The following is a 20,291-nucleotide window of genomic DNA, read 5'->3' as shown; positions in this document are numbered from 1 at the left end:
CGGTCGGCTCAGTGGCCGATCCGGACCACCATCACGCAGGCGTCGTCCTCGCGCGACTCCTCGCCGAACTCCTCGACCACCGCCCGCACGCCCTCCTGCGCGTCCCGGGTCCCGGCGAGCCGGGGGCCGAGGGCGAGCAGCCGCCGCGCGCCCGTGTCGTCGTCCGTGCCGCCGCCCCGGGTCAGCCCGTCGGTGTGCAGGACGAGCAGGTCGCCCGGGAGCAGCCGGGTCTCGGCCTCGTCGTACGCGGCGCCGGCCGTCGCCCCGAGCAGGACGCCCTCGGGCCGCCGGAGGGCGCGCCCCGTCCCGTCGCGGAAGAGCAGCGGGGCGGGGTGGCCGGCCTGCGCCCAGCTCAGGGTCTGGGCCACGGGGTCGTACCGGCAGCACATGGCGCTGCCGAGCGCGGGCTGTACGGAGGTCTCCAGGAGCTGGTTGAGGTGGCCCATCAGGGCGGCGGGGCGGATCCCGGCGACGGCCATGCCGCGCAGCGCCCCGAGCAGCATCGCCATCGAGGAGGTGGCGGCGACCCCGTGTCCGGTCAGGTCGCCGACGGTCAGCAGGGCGTCCCCGTCCGGCAGCGCGAGCGCGTCGTACCAGTCGCCGCCGATCAGTCCGGTGCTGGCGGCCGGAAGGTAGTGCGCGGCCACGTCGAGCGGGGCCGGGCCGTCGTGGGCGAAGCGCAGCGAGCCGCGCCAGGGCGGCAGGACCGCCTCCTGGAGCTCGACGGCGACCCGGCGCTCGGTGCGCTCGATGTCCCGGCTGCGCTCCAGACCGGCCCGGCTCTCCCTGACCGCCCGCTCGCTGCGCCGCAGTTCGCTCACGTCACGGAGGACGGCCCACATGGAGGCGGTGCAGCCGTCGGAGTCGAGGACGGGCTCGCCCGTCATGTGGACGGTGCGCACCCGCCCGTCGGTCCGCACGATCCGGAACTCGCCGTCGATCGGCTTCCCGTCGATCAGACAGTCCGTCACCATCCCCTGGAGGACGGGCTGGTCCTCGGCGAAGACCATCGTGGGCATCTCGTCGAGCGACAACGGGCCGCTCTCCCGGGTGCGTCCGAAGATCCGGTACAGCTCCTCGGACCAGCTGACCTCGTCGGTGAGCAGGTTCCACTCGGCGCTGCCGACCCGGGAGAGCAGCGCGCCGGTGCGCGCCGGCGCGGTCTCGCCGTACGCTGTGCCGGGGTCGGTCGCGAACCCCGCGCCGCTCTTCGTCTCCGGCGGGACCCCCACCGGAACGCCCGCCCGCAGTTGCCCCAACTGGGCGCCTAAATCGTCGAGTTGGTGCACGGCCAGATCGCAGAGGGCCTGCTGCCACCGCTGCCGCGGGTCGTCCTCGTCCGCCGCGGCGTCCCGGCGGACGGCGTCGACCTCGCCGCGCAGGCGGCGGGTCTGCGAGATCAGCGCGTCCACCGCGCCCGGCTCCGGCGGCTGGGCGGGACGGTCCGCGAACAGAGGGGACGGCATGTCGTACTCCGATACAGGCGCGGCGCGGCCGAAAGTGAAGAGGAGGCCCGCATACGACTGTTGCACAGCCCGGGACGGCCCGTAAGAGGTTTGGCAACACTCGATCCGGTGGTGCTTCCGGCATATGTCAAAGGCCCGGCGATTATCGGCCGCGGAGGGTCGGATCGTGCCGGAGGACGGCGGGCGGTCACGGAAACGGCCTGGTGGGAGCACGGACGAGGAAGGGAGGGGACGGATGGCGGCAAAGGTTCGGTGATCGCGGATGTGTGTACGAGACCGGTCGCGGAGAGCGACGGGCGCCGGGCCCGCTTCTCGACCCCCGGCCGCGTCCCGCCTCCGGGCCGTCCGGATGATGGCTCCCATGACTCACACCTCCCGCAGCGGCGGCACGTCCCGGCGCACCCTGCTCACCGCGCTGACCGCCACCGCGGCCGCCGTCCCCCTCACCTCGCTGGCCGCCGCCCCGGCCCGGGCCGCGCTCCCGGCCGCTCCCGCCGCCCCGGCGGGCGCCGCGCTCCCGGCCGGCCTCGACGGCCCCCGTTCCGCCGTGACCGTCAGCCCCCTCGGCGCCGACTGGTTCACCTCCGTGACCCTCGGCGCGCTCGGCACCACCGTGCTCCCCGGCACCCCGGCCCGCACCGAGGTCACCTCCGGCGGCAAGCGCGTCGCGCTCCTGACGCACGGCGCCCGCACGGTGGTCCTCCCCGGCCCCGAGCGCACCTTCACCGAGGACAAGAGACCCTTCGCCGACGACTTCCGGCGCACCCTGCCGGACACCGCCCTCCCCGAGGCCGACCGCGTGTACTGGGGCACAGCGCCCGCCGGCGGCGGCTGGACCACCCTCGGCGGCCAGGCCGGCGACTACTCGGTGACCCCCGGCGCCGGCGTCATCAACCTGACCACGGACTACGCGAGCCGCCACGCCAGCATCCGCGACGGCGAGATCACCGACGTCGACGTGCGCGCGGTGGCCTCCTTCGACAAGGTGCCCACCGGCCAGGCCTGTTCGTACGCCCTGTCCTTCGGCTACCAGGACACGCACAACAACTACCGGGCCCGGCTGTCGTTCACGACCTCGGGGGCGGTCGAGCTCCGCGTCGAGAAGGAGATCGCCGACACCGTCACGCAGCTGGCCCCGGCCGTCCCCCTGGCCACCGGGGTCGCCGCCGGCACCGAGTGGACCATAAGGGTCCGCCGCGAGGGCACCGGGATCAGGGCCAAGGCCTGGCGCACGGCCACCGCCGAGCCCGCCGCCTGGACCGTCGAGACGAGCGACGCCGCCTTCGCCAAGGGGCGGGTGGGACTGCGCGCCCTCGCCAACGACGGCTGCACCAACCTGCCGGTCAAGCTGACCGTGAGCCGCTTCGAGGTGACCGCCGCGACCTGGGAGGTCCCGCCGACCGTCACCCACGGCGACTGGGTGCGCGTCCTGGACCGGCCGTTCGACGGCACCTGGACCCCGGAGCTGGAGGAGCGGATCCGGTCCTGGGCCGGTTCCACCGCGCCCGACGTGCTCGCCTGCGCGGCGATGTTCCTGCCGGGCGGCCCGGCCGTGACCGCGGGGGCCGGCCCGGCGGCCGGCCGGCAGGTCCTCGGCCGCGCCGGCTACGGCTACCTCGACCCGCGGGGCAACCGTTACGAGGGCGCCGACTTCCACGAGTACATGAACCTCGGCTGGACCTTCCCGGACGGCACGTACACCGGTCCGTCGAGCAAGCAGATGGGCAACCTGGACTGCTCCGGCTACACCCGGATGGTGTTCGGCCACCACCACGGCGTCCCCCTGGCGGCCGGGGCGGACACCTCCGGCACCCGACTGCCCCGCAAGTCCCGCGACATGGCCGACCACGCGCCGGGCGTCCGCATCGACCGGACGGCCGGCGGCACCCCGCCGGCCGCGGCCCTGCTGCAGCCGGGCGACCTGGTCCTCTTCAACGCCGACTCGGGCGACGACGGCCAGACCGTCACGGTCGACCACGTCGGCATCCACCTGGGCACGGACACGACCGGCAGGCGCCGCTTCCTCTCCAGCCGCAAGACCTGCAACGGACCGACCATGGCGGACCTGGGCGGAGCCTCCACCCTCGACGGCACGGGCACGTACGCCGTCAAGCTCCACACCGTGCACCGCGTCTGACACGCGGCCCCGGGGCCTCCGCTCCGCGCCGGGCTGAGAGGATGGAGCGGTGCCCACCTCAGCGAGCCCGGCCCGGGCCCCCGCACCACCACCGGCGGCGCGGCGGCCGCTCCGCACCGAGCGGCTGCTGCTGCGACCCGTCCGCGGCGCCGACCTCCCGGCCGTGACACGCCTGTGGACCGACCCCGACGTACGGCGCCACCTCGGCGGTCCCGTCACCGAGCCCGTCATCCGCATCCGGCGGCGGCGGATCGTCGGGGCGCCCGGATTCCACGCCGTGATCCGCGCCGGGGACGGCGTCCTCCTCGGGCTCGTCACGGTGGAGGACGGCGGGCGGGACGGCGAGACGGAGGTCTCGTACCAGTTCCTGCCCGAGCACTGGGGGCACGGGTACGCGCGCGAGGCGGTCGGCGCGGCCGTCGCGCGGGCCCTGGAGGGCACGCCGAGCGTGGTAGCGGTCACCCAGGAGGCCAACCACCGCTCCCGGCGGCTCCTGGAGTCCGTCGGCCTGGAGCACGCCGACTCCTTCGTGGAGTGGGACGCGCACCAGGTCCTGTACCGGCGGCGACGGGACGACCGGGCCGCCTGAGGCCCCTCCGCCCGCCGCTCCCACCGTGACCGCCCGCCCGCCCGCCGGGACCCCTGCACCGAGGAGCTCCGACCCATGTCCTTCCTGGTGATCGGCGAGTGCGTCGCCGACATCGTCCGCGCGCCCGCTGGCTCCGACGGCGCCGACCGGGTCCATCCCGGCGGCAGCCCCGCCAACGTCGCGTACGGACTCGCCCGCCTCGGCCGGGACGTCACCCTGCTCACCCAGCTCGCCGACGATCCCGCCGGGCGCCTGATCGGCGACCACCTGAAGGGGGCGGGCGTACGGGTGCAGGTCGGGGGTCACCCCGAGCGCACCCCGTCGGCGGTCGTGGGGCTCGACGCGGAGGGCCGGGCCACGTACGCCTTCGACATCGCCTGGACGCTGGAGACCGGGGCGCTGCCCGGGGAGGCGCCCGCCCATGTGCACATCGGCTCGGTCGCGGCCGTCACCGACCCCGGCGCGGCGGCCGTCCTGGCCGGGGCCGAGCGGTTCCGCGACCGGGCCACGGTCAGCTACGACCCCAACGTGCGGCCCGCGCTGATGGGGGAGCACGGGCCGGCCGTGGTCCGCGTCGAACGCTGCGTCGCCCTCGCCGACCTGGTCAAGGCGAGCGACGAGGACCTGGCCTGGCTGTACCCGGCGGAGACGCCGGAGGCCGTCGCCGCCCGCTGGCTGGCCCTCGGCCCGGCCGTCGTCCTGGTCACCCGGGGCGCGGCCGGCTCCTTCGCCGTCACCCGGCACCACACGGTCGCCGCCGGGGCGTCCCCGGCGGACGTCGTCGACACCGTCGGCGCGGGCGACTCGTTCATGTCCGCCGCCCTGGACACACTGGCCGCCCGGGACCGGGCGGCCCTCGGCGCGCTCTCCGCCGGGGAACTGGCCGGGCTGCTCGCCCGGGCCGGGGCGGCCGCGGCCGTGACCGTCTCCCGGGCCGGGGCCCGGCCGCCGGACCGGGCCGAACTGGACGCGGCCTGCGAGGACTCGGCCGGAAAGTGACCTTGCCGGGGCGTGACACGGCCGTGGCCCCCGGAGGATTCCTCCGGGGGCCACGGGGATGTGTGGTGCTTCGGCGCGGGGACCGTCAGTAGGCCGGGGCCAGCTTCGGGTTCGGGCCGTACGCGTTCTGCTGCTGCTCGCCCTCGAGGCAGTTGAAGACCAGCAGGATGATGCCGCCGACGAGCGGGATCAGGGCGATGAGGATCCACCAGCCGGAACGGCCGGTGTCGTGGAGACGCCGGACGGAGACGCCGAGGGACGGCAGGAAGACGGCGAGCGCGTAGACGGCGCTCAGGATCTGTATGCCGAGGACGGCGTCCAGGATGCTGAGGATGATCACCGCGATGACGTTGAAGAGCTGGAACATCCAGAATTCCTTGCGGCGCGCCCGGCCGCTGAACACCGCGTACTTCTTGAGAACGTCGAGGTACCAGTTCACTTTGTCCCCCCAAGGACTGCGTGTGCGTGCGGGAGCCTGTCCCTGTGGAGCAAGCTTTACGCAGAACTTATGTGGCCGAAAGAGCGTGGGTCAATTCGTTACCGCGCGGATGCGGTTCGCCCACGGGGAACGGGGAACGGCGGCACCTCCCGGGAGTTGGGATGCCGCCGTTCCGGACGAGGATCAGGAGGGTGACGGGGAGGAACCGGACGTCACGTCCTTCTCCTGCTCTTGCTCATGAGCAGTCCGCCGGCGGTGAGGGCGAACAGGCAGACGCACGCGCCGGTGATGACGTTGCTGAGGATCATGCCCGTGTCGGGCCCCCGGGAGACGACCCACGGCGAGACGATCAGCCACGCGCCGAGCAGCAGGACCACGAAGTTCAGGTCCTGCGCCCGCTCGGGGACCATCGACATGCACAGGCCGAGGACCGCGAGGGCGATGCCGACGACCAGGTTGCTGACGGCGAGTTCCGGCCGGGCCGCGGCGAAGTGGACCGTCCACGCGGAGATCGCGGCGTAGACACCGGCGAGGATCACCAGCTCCTCGACCGCCGCCACATCTCGGGTCTGGAGCATGCGGGCGTAACGGTCCCGCATTTCCGGTGCGTCGGGGTGCCCCGAGATGTCACCGGGGCGATGAGAGACGTCGGCCGTGTGACTCGCCTCCTTATGGCGTCTTGCGTGTCGGGCCGCTCTCGCGGCGCATCGCGCCGCTGTTTCATTGTGCTCTTACCCGGCCTTTATGTGGAGTTCTGTCCTCGAGGAACGTGCGCGGAATCCGGACCCCGGACGTGTCGGGTTCCGCCGGAGGAAGCCGTCCGTTCGGCGAGGACCCGGCGTAGCCTGGAAGGGAACTCGGGGAATCGGCCTTCCAGCGCCGGGAGCGGACGATGACCGGCATCGTGCGGAGAAGTTTCGACTCAGCGGACGAGACCCGTCCCTTCGAGGACGGCAAGGGCAGGCTGGACCTGCTGACCAGCGCGGGCGGCCCGGTCGGCCGCGCCGTGTTCGAGCCGGGCTGGCAGTGGACCAAGCACGTCAAACCGATCGCGGGCACCGACAGCTGCCGGGCCGCGCACGTCGGGTACGTCGTCAGCGGCCGGATGAAGGTCGTCATGGACGACGGCGAGACCGAGGAGTTCGGACCGGGCGACTTCATGCGGGTCGAACCCGGTCACGACGCGTGGGTCCTCGACGACGAGCCGTGCGTGGTCCTCGACTGGGCGGGCTTCGGGGACTACGCCAAACCTGCCTGACCTATTCGATCTGTCTGGCCCACCCCACTCGCCTGACGTGCGGCCGTGTGCCTCAGCGGTGTCCGAATCTCACCCCCTCCCACGGCACCCGGTCGTGCGGGAAGGACTCCGGACGCCGCTGGTCGAGCGAGCGGGGCGCGGCCGGCTCGATCACCGGCTCGGCCCCCTCCACCCGCAGCAGCCACCCGGCCAGCGCCTCCCGCAGTCCGTCGGCCACCTCCCGGTGCGAGGCGAGCCCCACCAGGTTCTCCAGCTCGTACGGGTCGGAGGCCAGGTCGTACAGCTCCGTCTCCCGGTAGCGGTCGGCCGCCGGCTCGCGCCAGGCGTCGGTCCCGGGCGGCGCCGACACCACGTACTTCCACCGCTCGGTCCGCACCGCCCGGCCGACCAGGTCCTCGCTGATCTGGACGAAGACCGACTCCGGCCGGCCGGGGTCCGTCCCGCCGCCGACCAGCGGCAGCAGCGACCGGCCCTGCACCCCCTCGGGCACGTCGAGTCCCACGGCCTCGACCAGCGTCGGCATCAGGTCGGCCGTGGACACCGGCCGCCGGACCAGGCCGCCGCCCCGGAAGCCGGGGCCGGTCAGCGCCCACGGCACCCGCACCGACGAGTCGTGCGCCGACCGCTTGTACTCGGAGTTCCGCGTGCGGAAGTGGGAGCCGTGGTCGGCGGTCCAGGCGAGGACCGTGTCGCCCTCGATGCCCAGGGAGCGCAGCGCGTCCCGGAGCCGGCCCACCCCCTCGTCCACCCGCTTGACCTGCCCGAGGTAGCCGCCGAGGTGCCGGTGCGCGCCGCCCTGCGGGGCGCCGGGGCTCAGCGCGGCGAGGTCCGGCGGCAGCCAGCGGCCCTCGTACCGCTCCCGGTATCCGGTGGGGGCCGGGTAGTCGTCCGTCGGGTTCTGGTGGTGCGGTTCGAGCAGCGAGAGGAAGAGCAGGAACGGCCGGTCGTGGTGGTCGGCCACGAACCGGATCGCCGCGTCGACCAGGGCGTCCGAGCGGTAGCCCGGCAGCCGGACCGGTTCGCCCTCCTCGTCGTGGACCACCGTGCGGTACGCGTCCGAGGTGAACTCCAGCCGGTCCGAGGCCAGCCAGTGGGCGTAGCCGCCCCGGCGCCCGGGCGGCACGGGGCCGTCCGGGTTCTCCTCGCCGGCCAGGTGCCACTTGCCGATGTAGCCGGTCGCGTACCCCGCCGCCCCGAGCACCGAGGCGAGGGTGGGGACGTCCTCCGGCAGCGCGAGGCCGTTGCGGAAGACCCCGGCGGAGGTCGGCCAGCGGCCGGTCTGCAACGCCGAACGGGCGGGCGCGCAGACCGGGTTGGGGGTGATCGCCCGCTCGATCAGCGTGCCCTCGCGGGCCAGCCGGTCGAACTCGGGGGTCACCCCCACCGGATTGCCGTGGACGCCCGCGGTGTCCCACCGCTGCTGGTCGGTGAGGACCACGATCACCCGGGGCGGGACACTCGTCATACGGCGGCGGCCTCCGCCGCGCCGGCCGTCGTACCGTCCGCCGAGCCGTCCGCCGCGTCCGTCGCCGCCGAGGCGCCGGAGGCGATGCCGAACGCCGGGTCCGGCACGGACTCGGGCGCGAGCAGCACCGAGGAGCGCCCGTCCACGCCGACCGGCACGTCACCGTCGATGGTCACCCGGCGCAGCTTGCGGTCGTGCTCGTCGGAGTCGTCCACGCCGTAGTGCTGGGTGGCGCGGTTGTCCCAGATGGCGACGTCGCCGACCTGCCACTGCCAGCGGACGGTGTTCTCCGGACGCTCGACGTGCCGCTGGAGGAGGGAGAACAGGTCCCGGGAGTCGGCGCCGGTCAGACCGCTGATCCGCTGGACGAAGTTGCCGAGCAGCAGCGTCCGCTCGCCGGTCTCCGGGTGGACCCGCACGACCGGGTGCTCGGTCAGGAACTTCGTGGAGGAGAAGATCTCGCGGAAGCGCGCGAGCTGCTCGGGCAGGACGCCGGGACGCAGGGCCGCGTAGTCGTAGTCGTTGGAGTGCACCGCGCGCAGGCTGTCGGTCAGCACCCGCAGCGGCTCGGGGAGGTTCTCGTACGCGGTCGCCGTGTTCGCCCACAGGGTGTTGCCGCCGTACGGCGGGACGACGACCGCGCGCAGGATCGAGAAGGCCGGGTAGGCCGGGACGAAGGTGACGTCGGTGTGCCACTGGTTGGCCCGGCCGCCGAAGTCCGAGTCGATCGGCAGCGAGTAGCGGCCGTCGGCGGAGGGGACGGTGGGGTGGGCGACGGGCGTGCCGAGGAGGCGGCCGAAGGCCTCGTGGGCCTCCTCGTCCAGGTGGTCCTGGCCGCGGAAGAAGACGACCTTGTGCGCCAGGAGCGCGGCGCGGATCTCGGCGACGGTCTCGGCGGGCAGGTCGCCGCCGAGGCGGACGCCGGAGACGACGGCGCCGAGACGGCCGCCGACCTTCCGGACGGCGATCTTCTGGGCTGCGGTCTTCTGGGCGGTGTTCTTCTGGACGTCGGGGGAGACGGTGGTCGACATGAGGTGTCCTTTCGGGGATCGCGGGAGTCCAAGGGCCCCGGAGCGGGCCCGGAGCAATTAATCTCGGAGCGGAAGTAATGAGCCGACGAGTGGGCCGGCGTGGACGTACGCCTCCACCGGACGCATGCGCCGTCCGGGTCGTGGAGCGGGGTGAAGGGCCCGGAGCGGTGCGGAGCGGTACGGAAGGACGTTGTTCGGGTGCGGTGGATCCGGAAAGGGCCGGGTCACGGGAGCGGGACCGGCGGACCGGTCACGCGAGGAGTCGCGAGGGTCAGGCGCCGGAGACGGCGGGACAGGAGGAGGTCGCGAACATGTCCCGGAGCCTCGCAGCGACCGCCGTCGCGCGTCAAGCGCCCGTCCGCTCCCCGAACCGCCGCCCCCGGTGGTTGAATCGGCGCCTGGCCGACGCCGCCGACCCGGCCTTCCGCACCCGGCCGTACCCGCTTTGACCAGCGACGATCCGCTCCCGGCCGGGGAGCGGGGCCGGTGCCGGACGGCGGAGGGCGGTCGCATCGGCGGTCGTCCCGGATTTCACACCGCCGCAACAGTGACCAGAGAGGCACCCATGACCGCGACCACCCCGCACGGGCCCCGGATGGCCGGTGACGGCAGGCGCGAGGCGAACGCCGCCACCGTCCTGCGGACCGTCCTCGACCACGGGCCGGTCGCCCGCGGCGCCGTCGCCCGGCTCTCCGGCCTCAGTCCCGCCGCCGTCTCGCGCCAGGCCACCGACCTCACCCGCCTCGGTCTCCTGCGCGAGCTGCCCGAGCTCGCCGGGGGCGGGGGAGTGGGGCGACCCCAGATCCCCGTCGACCTGCACGTCGGCGCCACCGGAGGACCCGTCGTCGGCGGCGTCCACCTCGGTGTCCCCGGTTCGACCTTCGCCCTCGTCGACCTGCGCGGCCGGGTCCTGGCCCGCCACACCCACACACACGAGGGCATCGCGCCGGACGCCCTGCCCGGGGAACTCGCCCGCGAACTGGGCGGATTCCTCGACGAGCACGCCCGGGGCCGCCCCCTCCTCGGGGTCGGCGCCGCGATCGGCGGCTGGGTGGACCCCGCCGGAGGGGTGGTGGTCCGCCACGACGCCCTCGGCTGGCGCCGCCGGCCGCTCGCCGCCGAACTCGCCCGTGGCCTCGGCGGACGCACCGTGCGGCTGGACAACCACGCCCGCTCCATCGCCCAGTCGGAGATCCTCTTCGGGCGGCCCGCCGCCCGCCGCAGCCTCGTGCACCTCTTCGTCGGCAACGTCGTCGACGCGGCCGTCGGACTCGCCGGGGTCGTGCACCAGGGGCCGGGGGCGGCGGCCGGCGACGTGGCGCACCTGCCCGTCCCGGACTCCACGGCCCCCTGTCCCTGCGGGCGTTCGGGCTGCCTGGAGGCGACCGCGTCGAACACCGCCCTCGGGCGCACCGCCGTGCGCCGCGGCATCGTGCCCGAGCCCGACACCTCCCTCGTGGTGGACGCGGCCGCGGCCGGGGACCGGCGCGCCGACCGGCTGCTGCGCGAACGGGCCCGCGCGGTCGGCCGCGCGGTGGCACTCCTGCTCGACGTCCTCAACCCCGACCTGGTCGTCGTGACCGAGCAGGCCAGCGTCATCGAACCGGACTACCTGGAGGAGATCCGGGGGGCCGCGATCGACCTCTCGCACGTCTGCGGAGACCCCGAACGCATCGTCAGTCCACATGCCGGACCGGCCACACTGCCCGTCGCGGCGGGTACGGTTCTGCTGAATCCCCTGTTCAGAAGGCCTCTTGAGACCCTCGAAGAACTCCTGCCGACAGAGGCGGGCCACTGACACCGTCTCGGAATGCGGTCAACGCCGGTTGACCACTCCGCGAAGCCGCTGTCATATTGCTCCCGTGAATCCGGACATGCGCCTCATCTCCCGCAGGCACGTCGACCTCTGTCGACAGGCCAGCGCGGTCTGTGCCGTCCGCGCCTGATCCCGGCGCCGGTCGTCGCACCGGCCGCACCGCTCCCGTACCGGCCCCGCAGGACCCGGGCCGCCCGCCGCACCCCCGTCACCGACGGCCGGCGAGCGCCCCGGCGTTCCGCCCGCCGGCCGGTCGCGCCGTCACGGCTCCGTGACACGAGGGGGCCGAAGCCCCCGCCGGCTCCGTGACCCCGGCCCCGTCGCCGTACCCCTCTCTCCGCAACCCCGTATCCGGCTCCGCGTACCCCCGTACCCGGCTCCGCGCCCCCCTCCACCTCCTCGTGGCCCATTCCTTCCGCAGCGGAAAGAAATCCGCGCGCCCTGCGGACCTCCACCCCTTTCACAGGCAGGCACCGATGACCGAGCTGTACCCCACCACGCCCACCGCCCTCTCCCGGCGCACCACCCTGCGTGCCGCGGGCGGCGGCACCCTGCTGCTCGGGCTCGGCCTGGCGGGCTGCCGCTCGGCGGTCTCCGAGGCCGGTTCCGAGGCGCCCGGCACCGAGGCGACCGCGGAGCCCCGGCGCGGCGGCACCCTCACCGTCGCCGTCAACTCGGACTTCACGCCCAGCCTGCTCTTCGCCCAGAGCAGCCAGTCGCTCCAGCAGCGCCTGGTCTACAACACGCTCATCCGCTACGACGACCGGCTGAAGCCGCAGCCGGAGCTCGCCACCTCCTGGGAGTACGCGAAGGACGGCCGCTCCCTCACCCTGAAGCTGCGCACCGGCGTCACCTACCACGACGGCCGGCCCTTCACCGCCGACGACGTGATCTTCGCGGTGAAGAACCTCCAGAACCCGCTCCGCGCCGCCCAGTTGCGGTCCACCGCCGCCGCGATCACCGGCTTCGAGAAGCGCGGCGACCACGAACTCGTCCTCAAGCTCGCCCACCCGGTGAACAACCTGTTCGACCTCTTCGAGTTCATGATCATCACCGACCGCAACAGCGTCGAGGACGCCGTCGCCGGCAAGAGGCTCAACGGCACCGGCCCCTTCAAGCTCACCAAGTGGAGCCCCGGCACCGGCCTGAGCCTCACCCGCAACGAGAAGTACTGGCAGCCCGACCGCCCCTACCTGGACGCCGTCGAGTTCCGCGTCATCGCCCAGGCCGACGCCCTCCTCTCCTCCCTGCGCACCGGCCAGACCCAGCTCTCCTACGGCGTCCCCGGCCGGAACCTCGCCGTCCTCACCGCCGACCCCGAGCTCGTCATCAGCCAGTACGCCACCGGCGGCGGCGCCCACTACCTCGGCGTCAACACCACCGTGGCCCCGCTGGACGACAAGACCGTCCGGCAGGCCCTCGCGTGGGGCATCGACCGCGAACGGATCCTCAAGCAGGTCCTCGGCGGCTACGGACTCGCCTCCGCCACCCCCTGGCCCAAGTCCTCGCCCGCCTTCAGCGAGGCCGGCCGCACCCACTACACCTACGACCCGGGCAAGGCCCGCGAACTCCTCAAGTCCGCCGGCCACACCACGCTCGACCTGCCGCTCCTCCACATCAACCTGCCCGGCGACACCGCGGTGGCCGAGGCCATCCAGTACGACCTCAAGCAGATCGGCGTCCGGGTCACCCTCGAACCCACCGACCCGGCCACCGCCCAGAAGAACCTCATCTCCCAGTCCATGCCCGGCCTCTGGACCATGAGCCACGGCTTCGCCCAGGTCCAGCCCTCCACCCTGGCCGTCAGCGCCTACCCCTTCAACGAGGCCAAGAACACCTCCGGGTTCCGCTCCGCCGCCTACACCGAGGTCGTCCGCGAGGCCTGGACCACCCCCGGGACCGGCGCCCGCGCCAACGCCCTGCGGCAGCAGATCACCGACACCCTCCTCGACGAGGCGTTCATCATCGACCTCGTCATCCGGGGCTCCGTCCAGGTCGCCGCCAAGAAGCTGCACGGCGTCACCCTCAACAAGTTCGCCTACCTCAACCTCGACGACGCCTACCTGGCGGGCTGAGATGCGCGGCTACCTGCTGCGGAGGCTCCCCTCCGCGCTCCTCGTCCTCCTCGTCGCCTCCTTCGTCGCCTTCGCCGTCCTCCGGCTCGTCCCCGGCGACCCGGCGGCCGTCCTCGCCGGACCCGACGCGAGCGCCGAGACCGAGGCCGCCATCCGGGCCCGCCTCGGCCTCGACGAACCCCTGCCCGCCCAGTACCTCCACTGGCTCGGCGGCCTCCTCACCGGCGACCTCGGGCCGTCCTACGCGATCGGCGGGCAGACCGCCGACCTCATCGGCGACGGGCTCGGCGCCACCGTCGAACTCACCCTCGCCGCCCTGCTGTCCGTCGTCGTCCTCGGCGCCGCCTTCGGCATCCTCGGCGCCACCTCCCGCAGCCGCTGGGTACGCACCGCCGTACGGGTCGTCACCACCGGCGCCCTCGCCGTGCCGCCCTTCGTCACCGGCGTCCTCCTCGTCCTCCTCTTCTCCGTCCTCCTCGGCGTCCTGCCCCCGGGCGGCCGCGTCCCCCTCCTCATCGCACCCGACCTGGGCGTCCAGTACCTGCTGCTGCCCGCCCTCTGCCTCGCCCTGCCCAGCGCCGCCGTCCTCGGCCGCTACCTCAAGGACGGCATCGAACGCGCCCTGGGCGAGGACTACGTCCGCACCGCCACCGCCGCCGGCGTCGCACCCCGCAGGCTGCTGTGGCGCCACGCCCTGCCGAACGCGCTCCCGCCCGTCGTCACCCTCCTCGGCATGCAGACCGGCAACCTCCTCGGCGGCGCCGTCCTCGTCGAGGCGATCTTCGCCTGGCCCGGCCTCGGCCAGCTCGCCGAACAGGCCCTGGTCCGCCGGGACTACCCCGTCGTCCAGGACCTCCTGCTCCTCCTCGTCACCGTCTTCGTCCTCGTCCAACTGCTCACCGACCTCGTCCACGCCTGGCTCGACCCCCGGATCAGGTGGGAGTGACCGCCATGACCACCCTCACGAAAGCCGCGCCGCCCCTCGCGCGCCGGCCCCGCCACCCCTACCGGGCCGCCCTCGCCACCGCCCGCGGCCGCACCGGACTCGCCCTCGTCGGCCTGGTCGTCCTCGCCGGACTCCTCGCCCCGCTGCTCACCGGCCACGGCCCCACCGACCAGAGCGCCCTGACGCTCGCGGGACCCGGCACCCCGGGACACCCGCTCGGCACCGACGACCTCGGCCGCGACCTGCTGTCCCGGCTGCTCCACGGCATCCGCGCCGACCTCGGCATCATCGCGGTCGCCGTGCCGCTCGGCGCGCTCCTCGGCTGCCTCTTCGCCCTGGCCGCCGCCGCGCACCCGGTCGCCGACACCGTCGTCCAGCGCGCCTTCGACCTGATCCTGGCCTTCCCCGGACTGATCCTGGCGCTCGCCATCACCGCGATCCTCGGCCCCGGCCGACTGCCCGTGATCACGGTGATCGCCCTGGCCGAGATCCCCGTCTTCGGACGGCTGCTGCGCACCGGGATCCTCGTCCAGCGCGGCCGGGAGTACGTGACGGCAGCCCGCGTCGGCGGCACCTCCGGCGGCCGGATCCTCACCCGGCACATCCTGCCCAACGCCGCCGACCCGCTCGTCGTCCAGATCGCCGTCTCCCTCACCGTCGCCGTCTTCATCGAAGGCGCCATGAGCTTCCTCGGCGTCGGCGTCCGACCGCCCGAACCCACCCTCGGCGCCGTCCTCAGCCAGTCCATGCCCTACCTGGCCCAGGCCCTGCACTTCGCCGCCGGACCGCTCGTGACCGTGACCGCGCTCGTCCTCGGCCTCTCCCTGACCGCCGAGGCACTGAACCGGGAGATACGCCGATGACCACCCCTCCGCTCCTCGAAGTCCGGGGCCTGGACGTGGGGTTCACCACCCCCGACGGCCGGCCCCTGCACGCCGTGCGGGACGTCTCCTTCACCCTCCGCGCGGGCGAGACGCTCGCCGTCGTCGGCGAGTCCGGCTCCGGGAAGTCCACCACCGCCCTGGCCCTGCTCCGGATGCTGCCCGGCACCGGCCGGATCACCGGCGGCTCCGTCCTCCTCGACGGGGAGGACCTCGCCACGGCCACGGAGGAACGGCTGCGGGAGGTGCGCGGCGCACGGATCGGCATGATCTTCCAGGACCCGATGACGGCCCTCAACCCCGTCCTCGGCATCGGCCGCCACCTCGACGAGGTGCTCAGGGCGCACGGCGACCGGAACCGAGACGACAGGACGGGGAACACCGGCGGGACGACCCGCCGCGACAAGGCCGCCCGCCGCGCCCGCGCCGTCGAACTCCTGCGCCTCGTCGGCATCCCCGACCCCGAGCGCCGCCTCGACGACCACCCCCACCAGTTCTCCGGCGGCCAGCGCCAGCGCGTCCTCATCGCCATGGCCCTCGCCGGCGAACCCGACGTCCTCCTCGCCGACGAGCCCACCACCGCCCTCGACGCCACCGTCCAGGACCAGATCCTCACCCTCCTCGGCGACCTCACCCGCACCACCGGCACCGCCCTCGTCCTCATCACCCACAACATGGGCGTCGTCGCCCGCGCCTGCGAACGCGTCCTCGTCATGTACGGCGGCACCGTCGTCGAGGACGGCCCCACCGCCGAAGTCCTCACCCGGCCCCGGCATCCCTACACCGCCGGCCTCCTCGCCGCCGTGCCCCGCCTCTCCGCGCCCTCCGGCACCCGCCTCACCGGCATCCCCGGCACCCCGCCCGATCTCTCCCTGCCGCTCGCCGGCTGCGCGTTCGCCGCCCGCTGCGCCCTCGCCGAGGACCACTGCCACACCACCGCGCCCCCGCTCACCGCCCTCACCGACACCGTCCGCGCGGCCTGCCTGCCCGCCGCCGAACGGGCCGAGCCGCTGCCGCCCCCGCCGCCCGCCCGGATCGACCGACCCGCGCCCGGCGCCGTCGTCCTGGCCGCCGAGGGACTCCGCAAGACCTACCGGGGCCGGGGCCGCCGCACCTTCACCGCCCTCGACGACGTCTCCCTGACCCTCGCGGCGGGCGAGACCCTCGGCATCGTCGGCGAGTCCGGCTCCGGCAAGTCCACCCTCGCCCGGGTCCTCGCCCACGCCCACCCCTCCGACGGCGGCCGGATCCTGCTCGACGGCCGGGACGTCACCCGCCCCGGCCGCGCCGAGCTGCACGCCGTGCGCCGCCGCGTCCAGATGGTCTTCCAGGACCCGTACGCCTCCCTCAACCCCCGCATGAGCGTCGGCGAGATCGTCGCCGAGCCGCTGCGGGCCTTCGGGACCGTCGCCCCCGCCGGGCGGGCCGGCCGCGTCGCGGAGCTGCTCCGCCTCGTCGGCCTCGACCCGGCCGCCGCCGGCCGGCACCCGCGCTCCTTCTCCGGCGGCCAGCGCCAGCGCATCGGCATCGCCCGCGCGCTCGCCCCGGAGCCGTCCGTCCTCATCTGCGACGAACCCGTCTCGGCGCTCGACGTCTCCGTGCAGGCGCAGATCGTCGGCCTCCTCACCGACCTCCAGCGCGACCTGGGCCTCGCCCTCGTCTTCATCGCCCACGACCTGGCCGTGGTCCGCCAGGTCAGCCACCGCATCGCCGTGATGCACGAGGGCCGGATCGTGGAGACCGGCGTCGCCGACGAGCTGTGCGAGCGGCCCCGCGACCCCTACACCCGCGCGCTGCTCGCCGCCGCGCCCGAACCCGTACCGGTCACGGCCGCACCCGTGCCCGCCACCGCCGGGGCGGTGTCCGCGTGAGCGCCTGCTGCGCCCCCGGCCGCGGCTGCGCGGGCGGGGCCTCCCCGGCGGCCGTCGAGCCGCTTCCGCCGCCGACCGTACGGACCGGCCCGCCGGACGTACCCCTGCTCGAACTGGCGGGCGGCACCTTCCTGATGGGCGACGCCTTCGACGAGGGCTACCCCGCCGACCACGAGGGGCCCGTACGGGAGGTGACCGTCGCGCCCTTCGCGATCGGCGCCACCGCCGTCACCAACGAGCAGTACGCGCGGTTCGCCGAGGCCACCGGACACCGCACCGACGCCGAACGCTTCGGCTCCTCCTTCGTCTTCCACCTCCTGCTCCACCCCGCCGCCGGACGCCACGTCCTCGGCCGGGTCCCGCAGGCCCCCTGGTGGCTCGGCGTCGAAGGGGCCTCCTGGCACGCCCCGGAGGGCCCCGGCTCCGACCTCGAAGGCCGCGCCGACCACCCCGTCACGCACGTCTCGTACGACGACGCCCTCGCCTACGGCGCCTGGGCGGACGTCCGGCTGCCCACCGAGGCCGAGTGGGAGTACGCGGCGCGTGGCGGCCTCGACGGCGCCCGCTACCCGTGGGGGGACGACCTCACCCCGGGCGGCCGGGAGAGGTGCAACACCTGGCTCGGGGACTTCCCCCACCGCTCCGACCGGCCCGGCGGACACGTCGGGACCGTTCCCGTCACCGCGTACGAGCCCAACGGCCACGGCCTGTACAACACCTCCGGCAACGTCTGGGAGTGGTGCGCCGACGCCTTCGATCCGAGCGGCCCGGCCGGTCCGGCCGAGCGCGTCATCCGCGGCGGCTCCTACCTCTGCCACTCCTCCTACTGCAACCGCTACCGGGTCGCCGCCCGCTCCCACAACACGCCCGACTCCTCGACCGGCCACGGCGGCTTCCGCGTCGCCCGCTCGCTCCCCCCGGAAGGACCCGCCCCCGCATGACCACCGGCACCTCGCACGACCCCGCCGCCTCCCGCCGCGACCCCTACGAGGGCTTCGCCGGACGCGTCGGCCGCACCTTCGCCGAGTCCGAGCCCGCCTGGCCCGCCCGTACCGCCCCGCCCGCCAAGGCCCCCAACATCGTCGTCGTCCTCGTCGACGACATGGGCTTCAGCGACATCGGCCCCTTCGGCTCCGAGATCCCCACCCCGGTCCTGGACGCCCTCGCCGACGACGGCGTGCGACTCACCAACTACCACACCATGCCGCTCTGCTCGCCGGCCCGCGCCGCCCTGCTCACCGGTCTCAACCCGCACCGCGTCGGCTACGCCATGGTCGCCAACTCCGACCCCGGCTTCCCCGGCTACGGCATGGAGATCGCCGACGACATCCCCACCCTGGCCGAACTCCTCCACGACGCCGGCTACGCCACCTACGCCGTCGGCAAGTGGCACCTGGTCCGCGACTCCGCCTCCAACGCCGCCGACCACCGGGGCAACTGGCCGCTCCAGAAGGGCTTCGACCAGTACTACGGCGTCCTGGAGGGCCTCACCAGCCTCTTCCACCCGCACCAGCTCGTCCGCGACAACAGCCCGCTCGACATCGACGAGTTCCCCGACGACTACTACTACACCGACGACATCACCGACCAGGCGATCTCCATGGTGAAGTCGCTGCGCGCCCACGACCCCGACAAGCCCTTCTTCCTCTACCTCGCGCACAACGCCGTCCACGGCCCCCTCCAGGCCAGGGCCGAGGACATCGCCCGTCACCGGGGCCGCTACGACGAGGGCTGGGACGTCCTGCGCGAGCGGCGCTTCGCCGCCCAGCTCGCCGCCGGACTCTTCCCGCCCGGCACCGAACTCCCCGCCCGCAACAGCGAGGCCGGACTCGACGTACCCGCCTGGAACTCCCTCACCGAGGAGCAACAGCGGCTCTACGCCCGCTACATGGAGGTGTACGCCGCCCTCGTCGACAACATCGACCAGAACCTCGGCCGGCTCACCGCCACCCTCGACGCGCTCGGCGAACTCGACAACACCGTCGTCGTCTTCACCTCCGACAACGGCGGCACCGGCGAGGGCGGCGCGGAGGGCACCCGCTCCTACTTCAGCCGCTTCGTCCACCACCCCCGCCTGCCCGGCGACTGGGACCCCGACGTCGACCGCGACCCCGAGCTGATCGGCGGCCCCCGCAGCCTGGTCCACTACCCGCGCGGCTGGGGCATGGCCTCCAACACCCCCTTCCGCCTCTACAAGGGCCACACCTACGCCGGCGGCGTCCGCGTGCCCTTCGTCCTGTCCTGGCCCGAGGGCGTCCGCGACGGCCGGCTCGCCGCCGGGCTCCGCCCCCAGTACCAGTACGTCACCGACATCGCCCCCACCCTCCTCGAACTCGCCGGCCTCGCCCGGCCGGAGAGCCGCAGGGGCGTCCCCCTCCAGGAACCGGACGGCGTCAGCTTCACCCCCGTCCTCGCCGACCCCTCCCACGACTCCACCCACCCCGAGCAGTACTGCGAGATGACCGGCAACCGCAGCCACTACCGCGACGGCCACAAGCTCGTCACCCTGCACCGCCCCGGCGCCCCCTACGACGACTCCGAGTGGGCGCTGTACGACATCCGGACCGACCCCACCGAGATCTACGACCTCGCCGCCGAACACCCCGAGATCGTCAAGGAGTTGTCGGCCGCCTGGGAGGACGCCGCCTGGCGCAACGGCGTCTTCCCGCTGCCTGACCACAGCGGAGCCCTCGCCCGCCGCAACCCCGCCGAGCAGCGCCTGTCCCGCCCGCTCACCCTGCTGCCCGGCACCCCCGAGCTGGAGCGCTACCGCTCCTCCCGGCTCGTCTCCCTGCGCTCCTTCGAGATCGCCGTCGCCGTCGAGGAGACCGGCGACGGGGTCCTCGTCTCCCACGGCGACCAGGGCGGCGGCTACAGCCTGTACGTCGAGGACGGGCGCCTGGTCCTCGCGTACAACGAGTACGGCACCCTCCACGAGACCGACGCCGGACCCCTCGGCCCCGGCCCGCACGAGATCCTCGTCTCCGCCACCGCCGAGGAGGGGCTGCGCTGGCGGTTCGCCGTCACGGTCGACGGCGAGCACCGGGCCGCGCCCGACAGCGTGCACCAGCTGATCGGCATGGCCCCCTTCCAGGGCATCAGCGTCGGTGTCGACCGCAAGTCCCCGGTCTCCTGGCCGCTCTACGAACGCCACCGCTCCTTCCGCTTCACCGGCCGCCTCCGCTCCGTCACCTACCGGCCCGGCGCCCCCGGCCCCGACGCGCCCGAGGCCGTCGCCGCCGCGCTGAAGGAGGCGGCCGCGGCCTTCGAGTAGGAGCCCGGCCCCGTCCCGGCCCCGGGCCGGGGCCGGTACGGCGG

General features: G+C 74.2%; 17 protein-coding genes. 12 read left to right on the top strand and 5 right to left on the bottom strand.

Going from position 1 to position 20,291, the window contains the following annotated elements; all coding sequences use genetic code 11:
* Window positions 1–8: 8 nt before the first annotated feature.
* Window positions 9–1,466 carry a PP2C family protein-serine/threonine phosphatase gene (locus ACFY7E_RS19575; RefSeq protein ID WP_389486463.1) on the bottom strand — a complete coding sequence of 486 codons (1,458 nt, stop codon included), beginning with the start codon at window positions 1,464–1,466 and terminating at the stop codon, window positions 9–11.
* Window positions 1,467–1,827: 361 nt separating this feature from the next.
* Between ACFY7E_RS19575 and ACFY7E_RS19570 the strand changes: the two genes are divergently transcribed.
* The 3 genes from ACFY7E_RS19570 (at window position 1,828) to ACFY7E_RS19560 (ending at window position 5,191) form a co-directional block, all read left to right on the top strand.
* Window positions 1,828–3,603: an NlpC/P60 family protein gene (locus ACFY7E_RS19570; RefSeq protein WP_389486461.1), complete on the top strand. Its 1,776-nt coding sequence runs from the start codon at window positions 1,828–1,830 to the stop codon at window positions 3,601–3,603.
* A 49-nt stretch (window positions 3,604–3,652) separates the two neighbouring features.
* Window positions 3,653–4,192 carry a GNAT family N-acetyltransferase gene (locus tag ACFY7E_RS19565; protein ID WP_389486459.1) on the top strand — a complete coding sequence of 180 codons (540 nt, stop codon included), beginning with the start codon at window positions 3,653–3,655 and terminating at the stop codon, window positions 4,190–4,192.
* 75 nt (window positions 4,193–4,267) lie between these two features.
* Window positions 4,268–5,191: a carbohydrate kinase gene (locus tag ACFY7E_RS19560; RefSeq protein WP_389486457.1), complete on the top strand. Its 924-nt coding sequence runs from the start codon at window positions 4,268–4,270 to the stop codon at window positions 5,189–5,191.
* 85 nt (window positions 5,192–5,276) lie between these two features.
* On the opposite strand, the gene ACFY7E_RS19555 is transcribed toward ACFY7E_RS19560, so the two are convergent.
* Together ACFY7E_RS19555 and ACFY7E_RS19550 are read right to left on the bottom strand one after the other, a co-directional pair.
* On the bottom strand, window positions 5,277–5,630 hold the full coding sequence (locus ACFY7E_RS19555; RefSeq protein ID WP_389486455.1) for a DUF805 domain-containing protein: 354 nt from the start codon (window positions 5,628–5,630) through the stop codon (window positions 5,277–5,279).
* A 212-nt stretch (window positions 5,631–5,842) separates the two neighbouring features.
* Entirely contained in the window at window positions 5,843–6,208 is a 366-nt protein-coding gene (locus ACFY7E_RS19550; protein ID WP_389486453.1) for an SPW repeat protein, read from the bottom strand.
* Between the two features lie 314 nt (window positions 6,209–6,522).
* Here ACFY7E_RS19550 and ACFY7E_RS19545 point away from each other — a divergent pair, with 314 nt between their 5' ends.
* The gene (locus ACFY7E_RS19545) at window positions 6,523–6,888 is read left to right on the top strand and encodes a cupin domain-containing protein (protein ID WP_383440039.1); all 366 of its coding nucleotides are present in this window, start codon (window positions 6,523–6,525) and stop codon (window positions 6,886–6,888) included.
* A 52-nt stretch (window positions 6,889–6,940) separates the two neighbouring features.
* Here the strand turns inward: ACFY7E_RS19545 and ACFY7E_RS19540 are convergent, their stop codons facing one another.
* Both ACFY7E_RS19540 and ACFY7E_RS19535 read right to left on the bottom strand, forming a co-directional pair.
* Window positions 6,941–8,353, bottom strand: a complete 1,413-nt coding sequence (locus ACFY7E_RS19540; RefSeq protein WP_389486451.1) for a sulfatase-like hydrolase/transferase — start codon at window positions 8,351–8,353, stop codon at window positions 6,941–6,943.
* Complete coding sequence (locus ACFY7E_RS19535) at window positions 8,350–9,384, bottom strand: TauD/TfdA dioxygenase family protein (RefSeq protein WP_389486449.1); 1,035 nt, start codon at window positions 9,382–9,384, stop codon at window positions 8,350–8,352. Before ACFY7E_RS19535 ends, ACFY7E_RS19540 begins: the two co-directional genes overlap by 4 nt.
* Before the next feature lie 565 nt (window positions 9,385–9,949).
* Here ACFY7E_RS19535 and ACFY7E_RS19530 point away from each other — a divergent pair.
* The 8 genes from ACFY7E_RS19530 to ACFY7E_RS19495 all read left to right on the top strand — a co-directional run bounded on the left by ACFY7E_RS19530 (window position 9,950) and on the right by ACFY7E_RS19495 (window position 20,247).
* Window positions 9,950–11,182, top strand: a complete 1,233-nt coding sequence (locus ACFY7E_RS19530) for an ROK family protein (RefSeq protein WP_389486447.1) — start codon at window positions 9,950–9,952, stop codon at window positions 11,180–11,182.
* A gap of 76 nt (window positions 11,183–11,258) precedes the next feature.
* Window positions 11,259–11,330: a putative leader peptide gene (locus tag ACFY7E_RS19525; protein WP_313896399.1), complete on the top strand. Its 72-nt coding sequence runs from the start codon at window positions 11,259–11,261 to the stop codon at window positions 11,328–11,330.
* A gap of 346 nt (window positions 11,331–11,676) precedes the next feature.
* Window positions 11,677–13,275 (top strand): ABC transporter substrate-binding protein, encoded by a 1,599-nt coding sequence (locus ACFY7E_RS19520; protein ID WP_389486445.1) that lies wholly within the window; start codon window positions 11,677–11,679, stop codon window positions 13,273–13,275.
* Between the two features lies 1 nt (window position 13,276).
* Complete coding sequence (locus ACFY7E_RS19515) at window positions 13,277–14,221, top strand: ABC transporter permease (RefSeq protein ID WP_389486443.1); 945 nt, start codon at window positions 13,277–13,279, stop codon at window positions 14,219–14,221.
* 5 nt (window positions 14,222–14,226) lie between these two features.
* Window positions 14,227–15,084, top strand: coding sequence for an ABC transporter permease (locus ACFY7E_RS19510; protein WP_389486441.1), 858 nt, complete (start codon window positions 14,227–14,229; stop codon window positions 15,082–15,084).
* Entirely contained in the window at window positions 15,081–16,973 is a 1,893-nt protein-coding gene (locus ACFY7E_RS19505; RefSeq protein ID WP_389486439.1) for a dipeptide ABC transporter ATP-binding protein, read from the top strand. The genes ACFY7E_RS19510 and ACFY7E_RS19505 overlap by 4 nt, the downstream gene beginning before the upstream one ends.
* Window positions 16,970–17,914, top strand: coding sequence for a formylglycine-generating enzyme family protein (locus ACFY7E_RS19500; RefSeq protein ID WP_389486437.1), 945 nt, complete (start codon window positions 16,970–16,972; stop codon window positions 17,912–17,914). Before ACFY7E_RS19505 ends, ACFY7E_RS19500 begins: the two co-directional genes overlap by 4 nt.
* Complete coding sequence (locus tag ACFY7E_RS19495) at window positions 17,911–20,247, top strand: arylsulfatase (protein WP_389486435.1); 2,337 nt, start codon at window positions 17,911–17,913, stop codon at window positions 20,245–20,247. The genes ACFY7E_RS19500 and ACFY7E_RS19495 overlap by 4 nt, the downstream gene beginning before the upstream one ends.
* Window positions 20,248–20,291 lie beyond the last annotated feature (44 nt).

It is taken from the genome of Streptomyces sp. NPDC012825 (assembly GCF_042900925.1).
Taxonomy (GTDB): Bacteria; Actinomycetota; Actinomycetes; order Streptomycetales; family Streptomycetaceae; genus Streptomyces.
The sequence above is the reverse complement of the archived record's forward strand: the minus strand, read 5'-3'. Positions and strand labels throughout refer to the sequence as shown.

Excerpts from the sequence above, each read along its gene's own strand:
- ACFY7E_RS19575 (WP_389486463.1), bottom strand. The coding sequence starts at position 1,466 with ATGCCGTCCCCTCTGTTCGCGGACCGTCCCGCCCAGCCGCCGGAGCCG.
- ACFY7E_RS19570 (WP_389486461.1), top strand. The coding sequence starts at position 1,828 with ATGACTCACACCTCCCGCAGCGGCGGCACGTCCCGGCGCACCCTGCTC.
- ACFY7E_RS19560 (WP_389486457.1), top strand. The coding sequence starts at position 4,268 with ATGTCCTTCCTGGTGATCGGCGAGTGCGTCGCCGACATCGTCCGCGCG.
- ACFY7E_RS19550 (WP_389486453.1), bottom strand. The coding sequence starts at position 6,208 with ATGCTCCAGACCCGAGATGTGGCGGCGGTCGAGGAGCTGGTGATCCTC.
- ACFY7E_RS19545 (WP_383440039.1), top strand. The coding sequence starts at position 6,523 with ATGACCGGCATCGTGCGGAGAAGTTTCGACTCAGCGGACGAGACCCGT.
- ACFY7E_RS19540 (WP_389486451.1), bottom strand. The coding sequence starts at position 8,353 with ATGACGAGTGTCCCGCCCCGGGTGATCGTGGTCCTCACCGACCAGCAG.
- ACFY7E_RS19535 (WP_389486449.1), bottom strand. The coding sequence starts at position 9,384 with ATGTCGACCACCGTCTCCCCCGACGTCCAGAAGAACACCGCCCAGAAG.
- ACFY7E_RS19530 (WP_389486447.1), top strand. The coding sequence starts at position 9,950 with ATGACCGCGACCACCCCGCACGGGCCCCGGATGGCCGGTGACGGCAGG.
- ACFY7E_RS19520 (WP_389486445.1), top strand. The coding sequence starts at position 11,677 with ATGACCGAGCTGTACCCCACCACGCCCACCGCCCTCTCCCGGCGCACC.
- ACFY7E_RS19515 (WP_389486443.1), top strand. The coding sequence starts at position 13,277 with ATGCGCGGCTACCTGCTGCGGAGGCTCCCCTCCGCGCTCCTCGTCCTC.
- ACFY7E_RS19510 (WP_389486441.1), top strand. The coding sequence starts at position 14,227 with ATGACCACCCTCACGAAAGCCGCGCCGCCCCTCGCGCGCCGGCCCCGC.
- ACFY7E_RS19505 (WP_389486439.1), top strand. The coding sequence starts at position 15,081 with ATGACCACCCCTCCGCTCCTCGAAGTCCGGGGCCTGGACGTGGGGTTC.
- ACFY7E_RS19495 (WP_389486435.1), top strand. The coding sequence starts at position 17,911 with ATGACCACCGGCACCTCGCACGACCCCGCCGCCTCCCGCCGCGACCCC.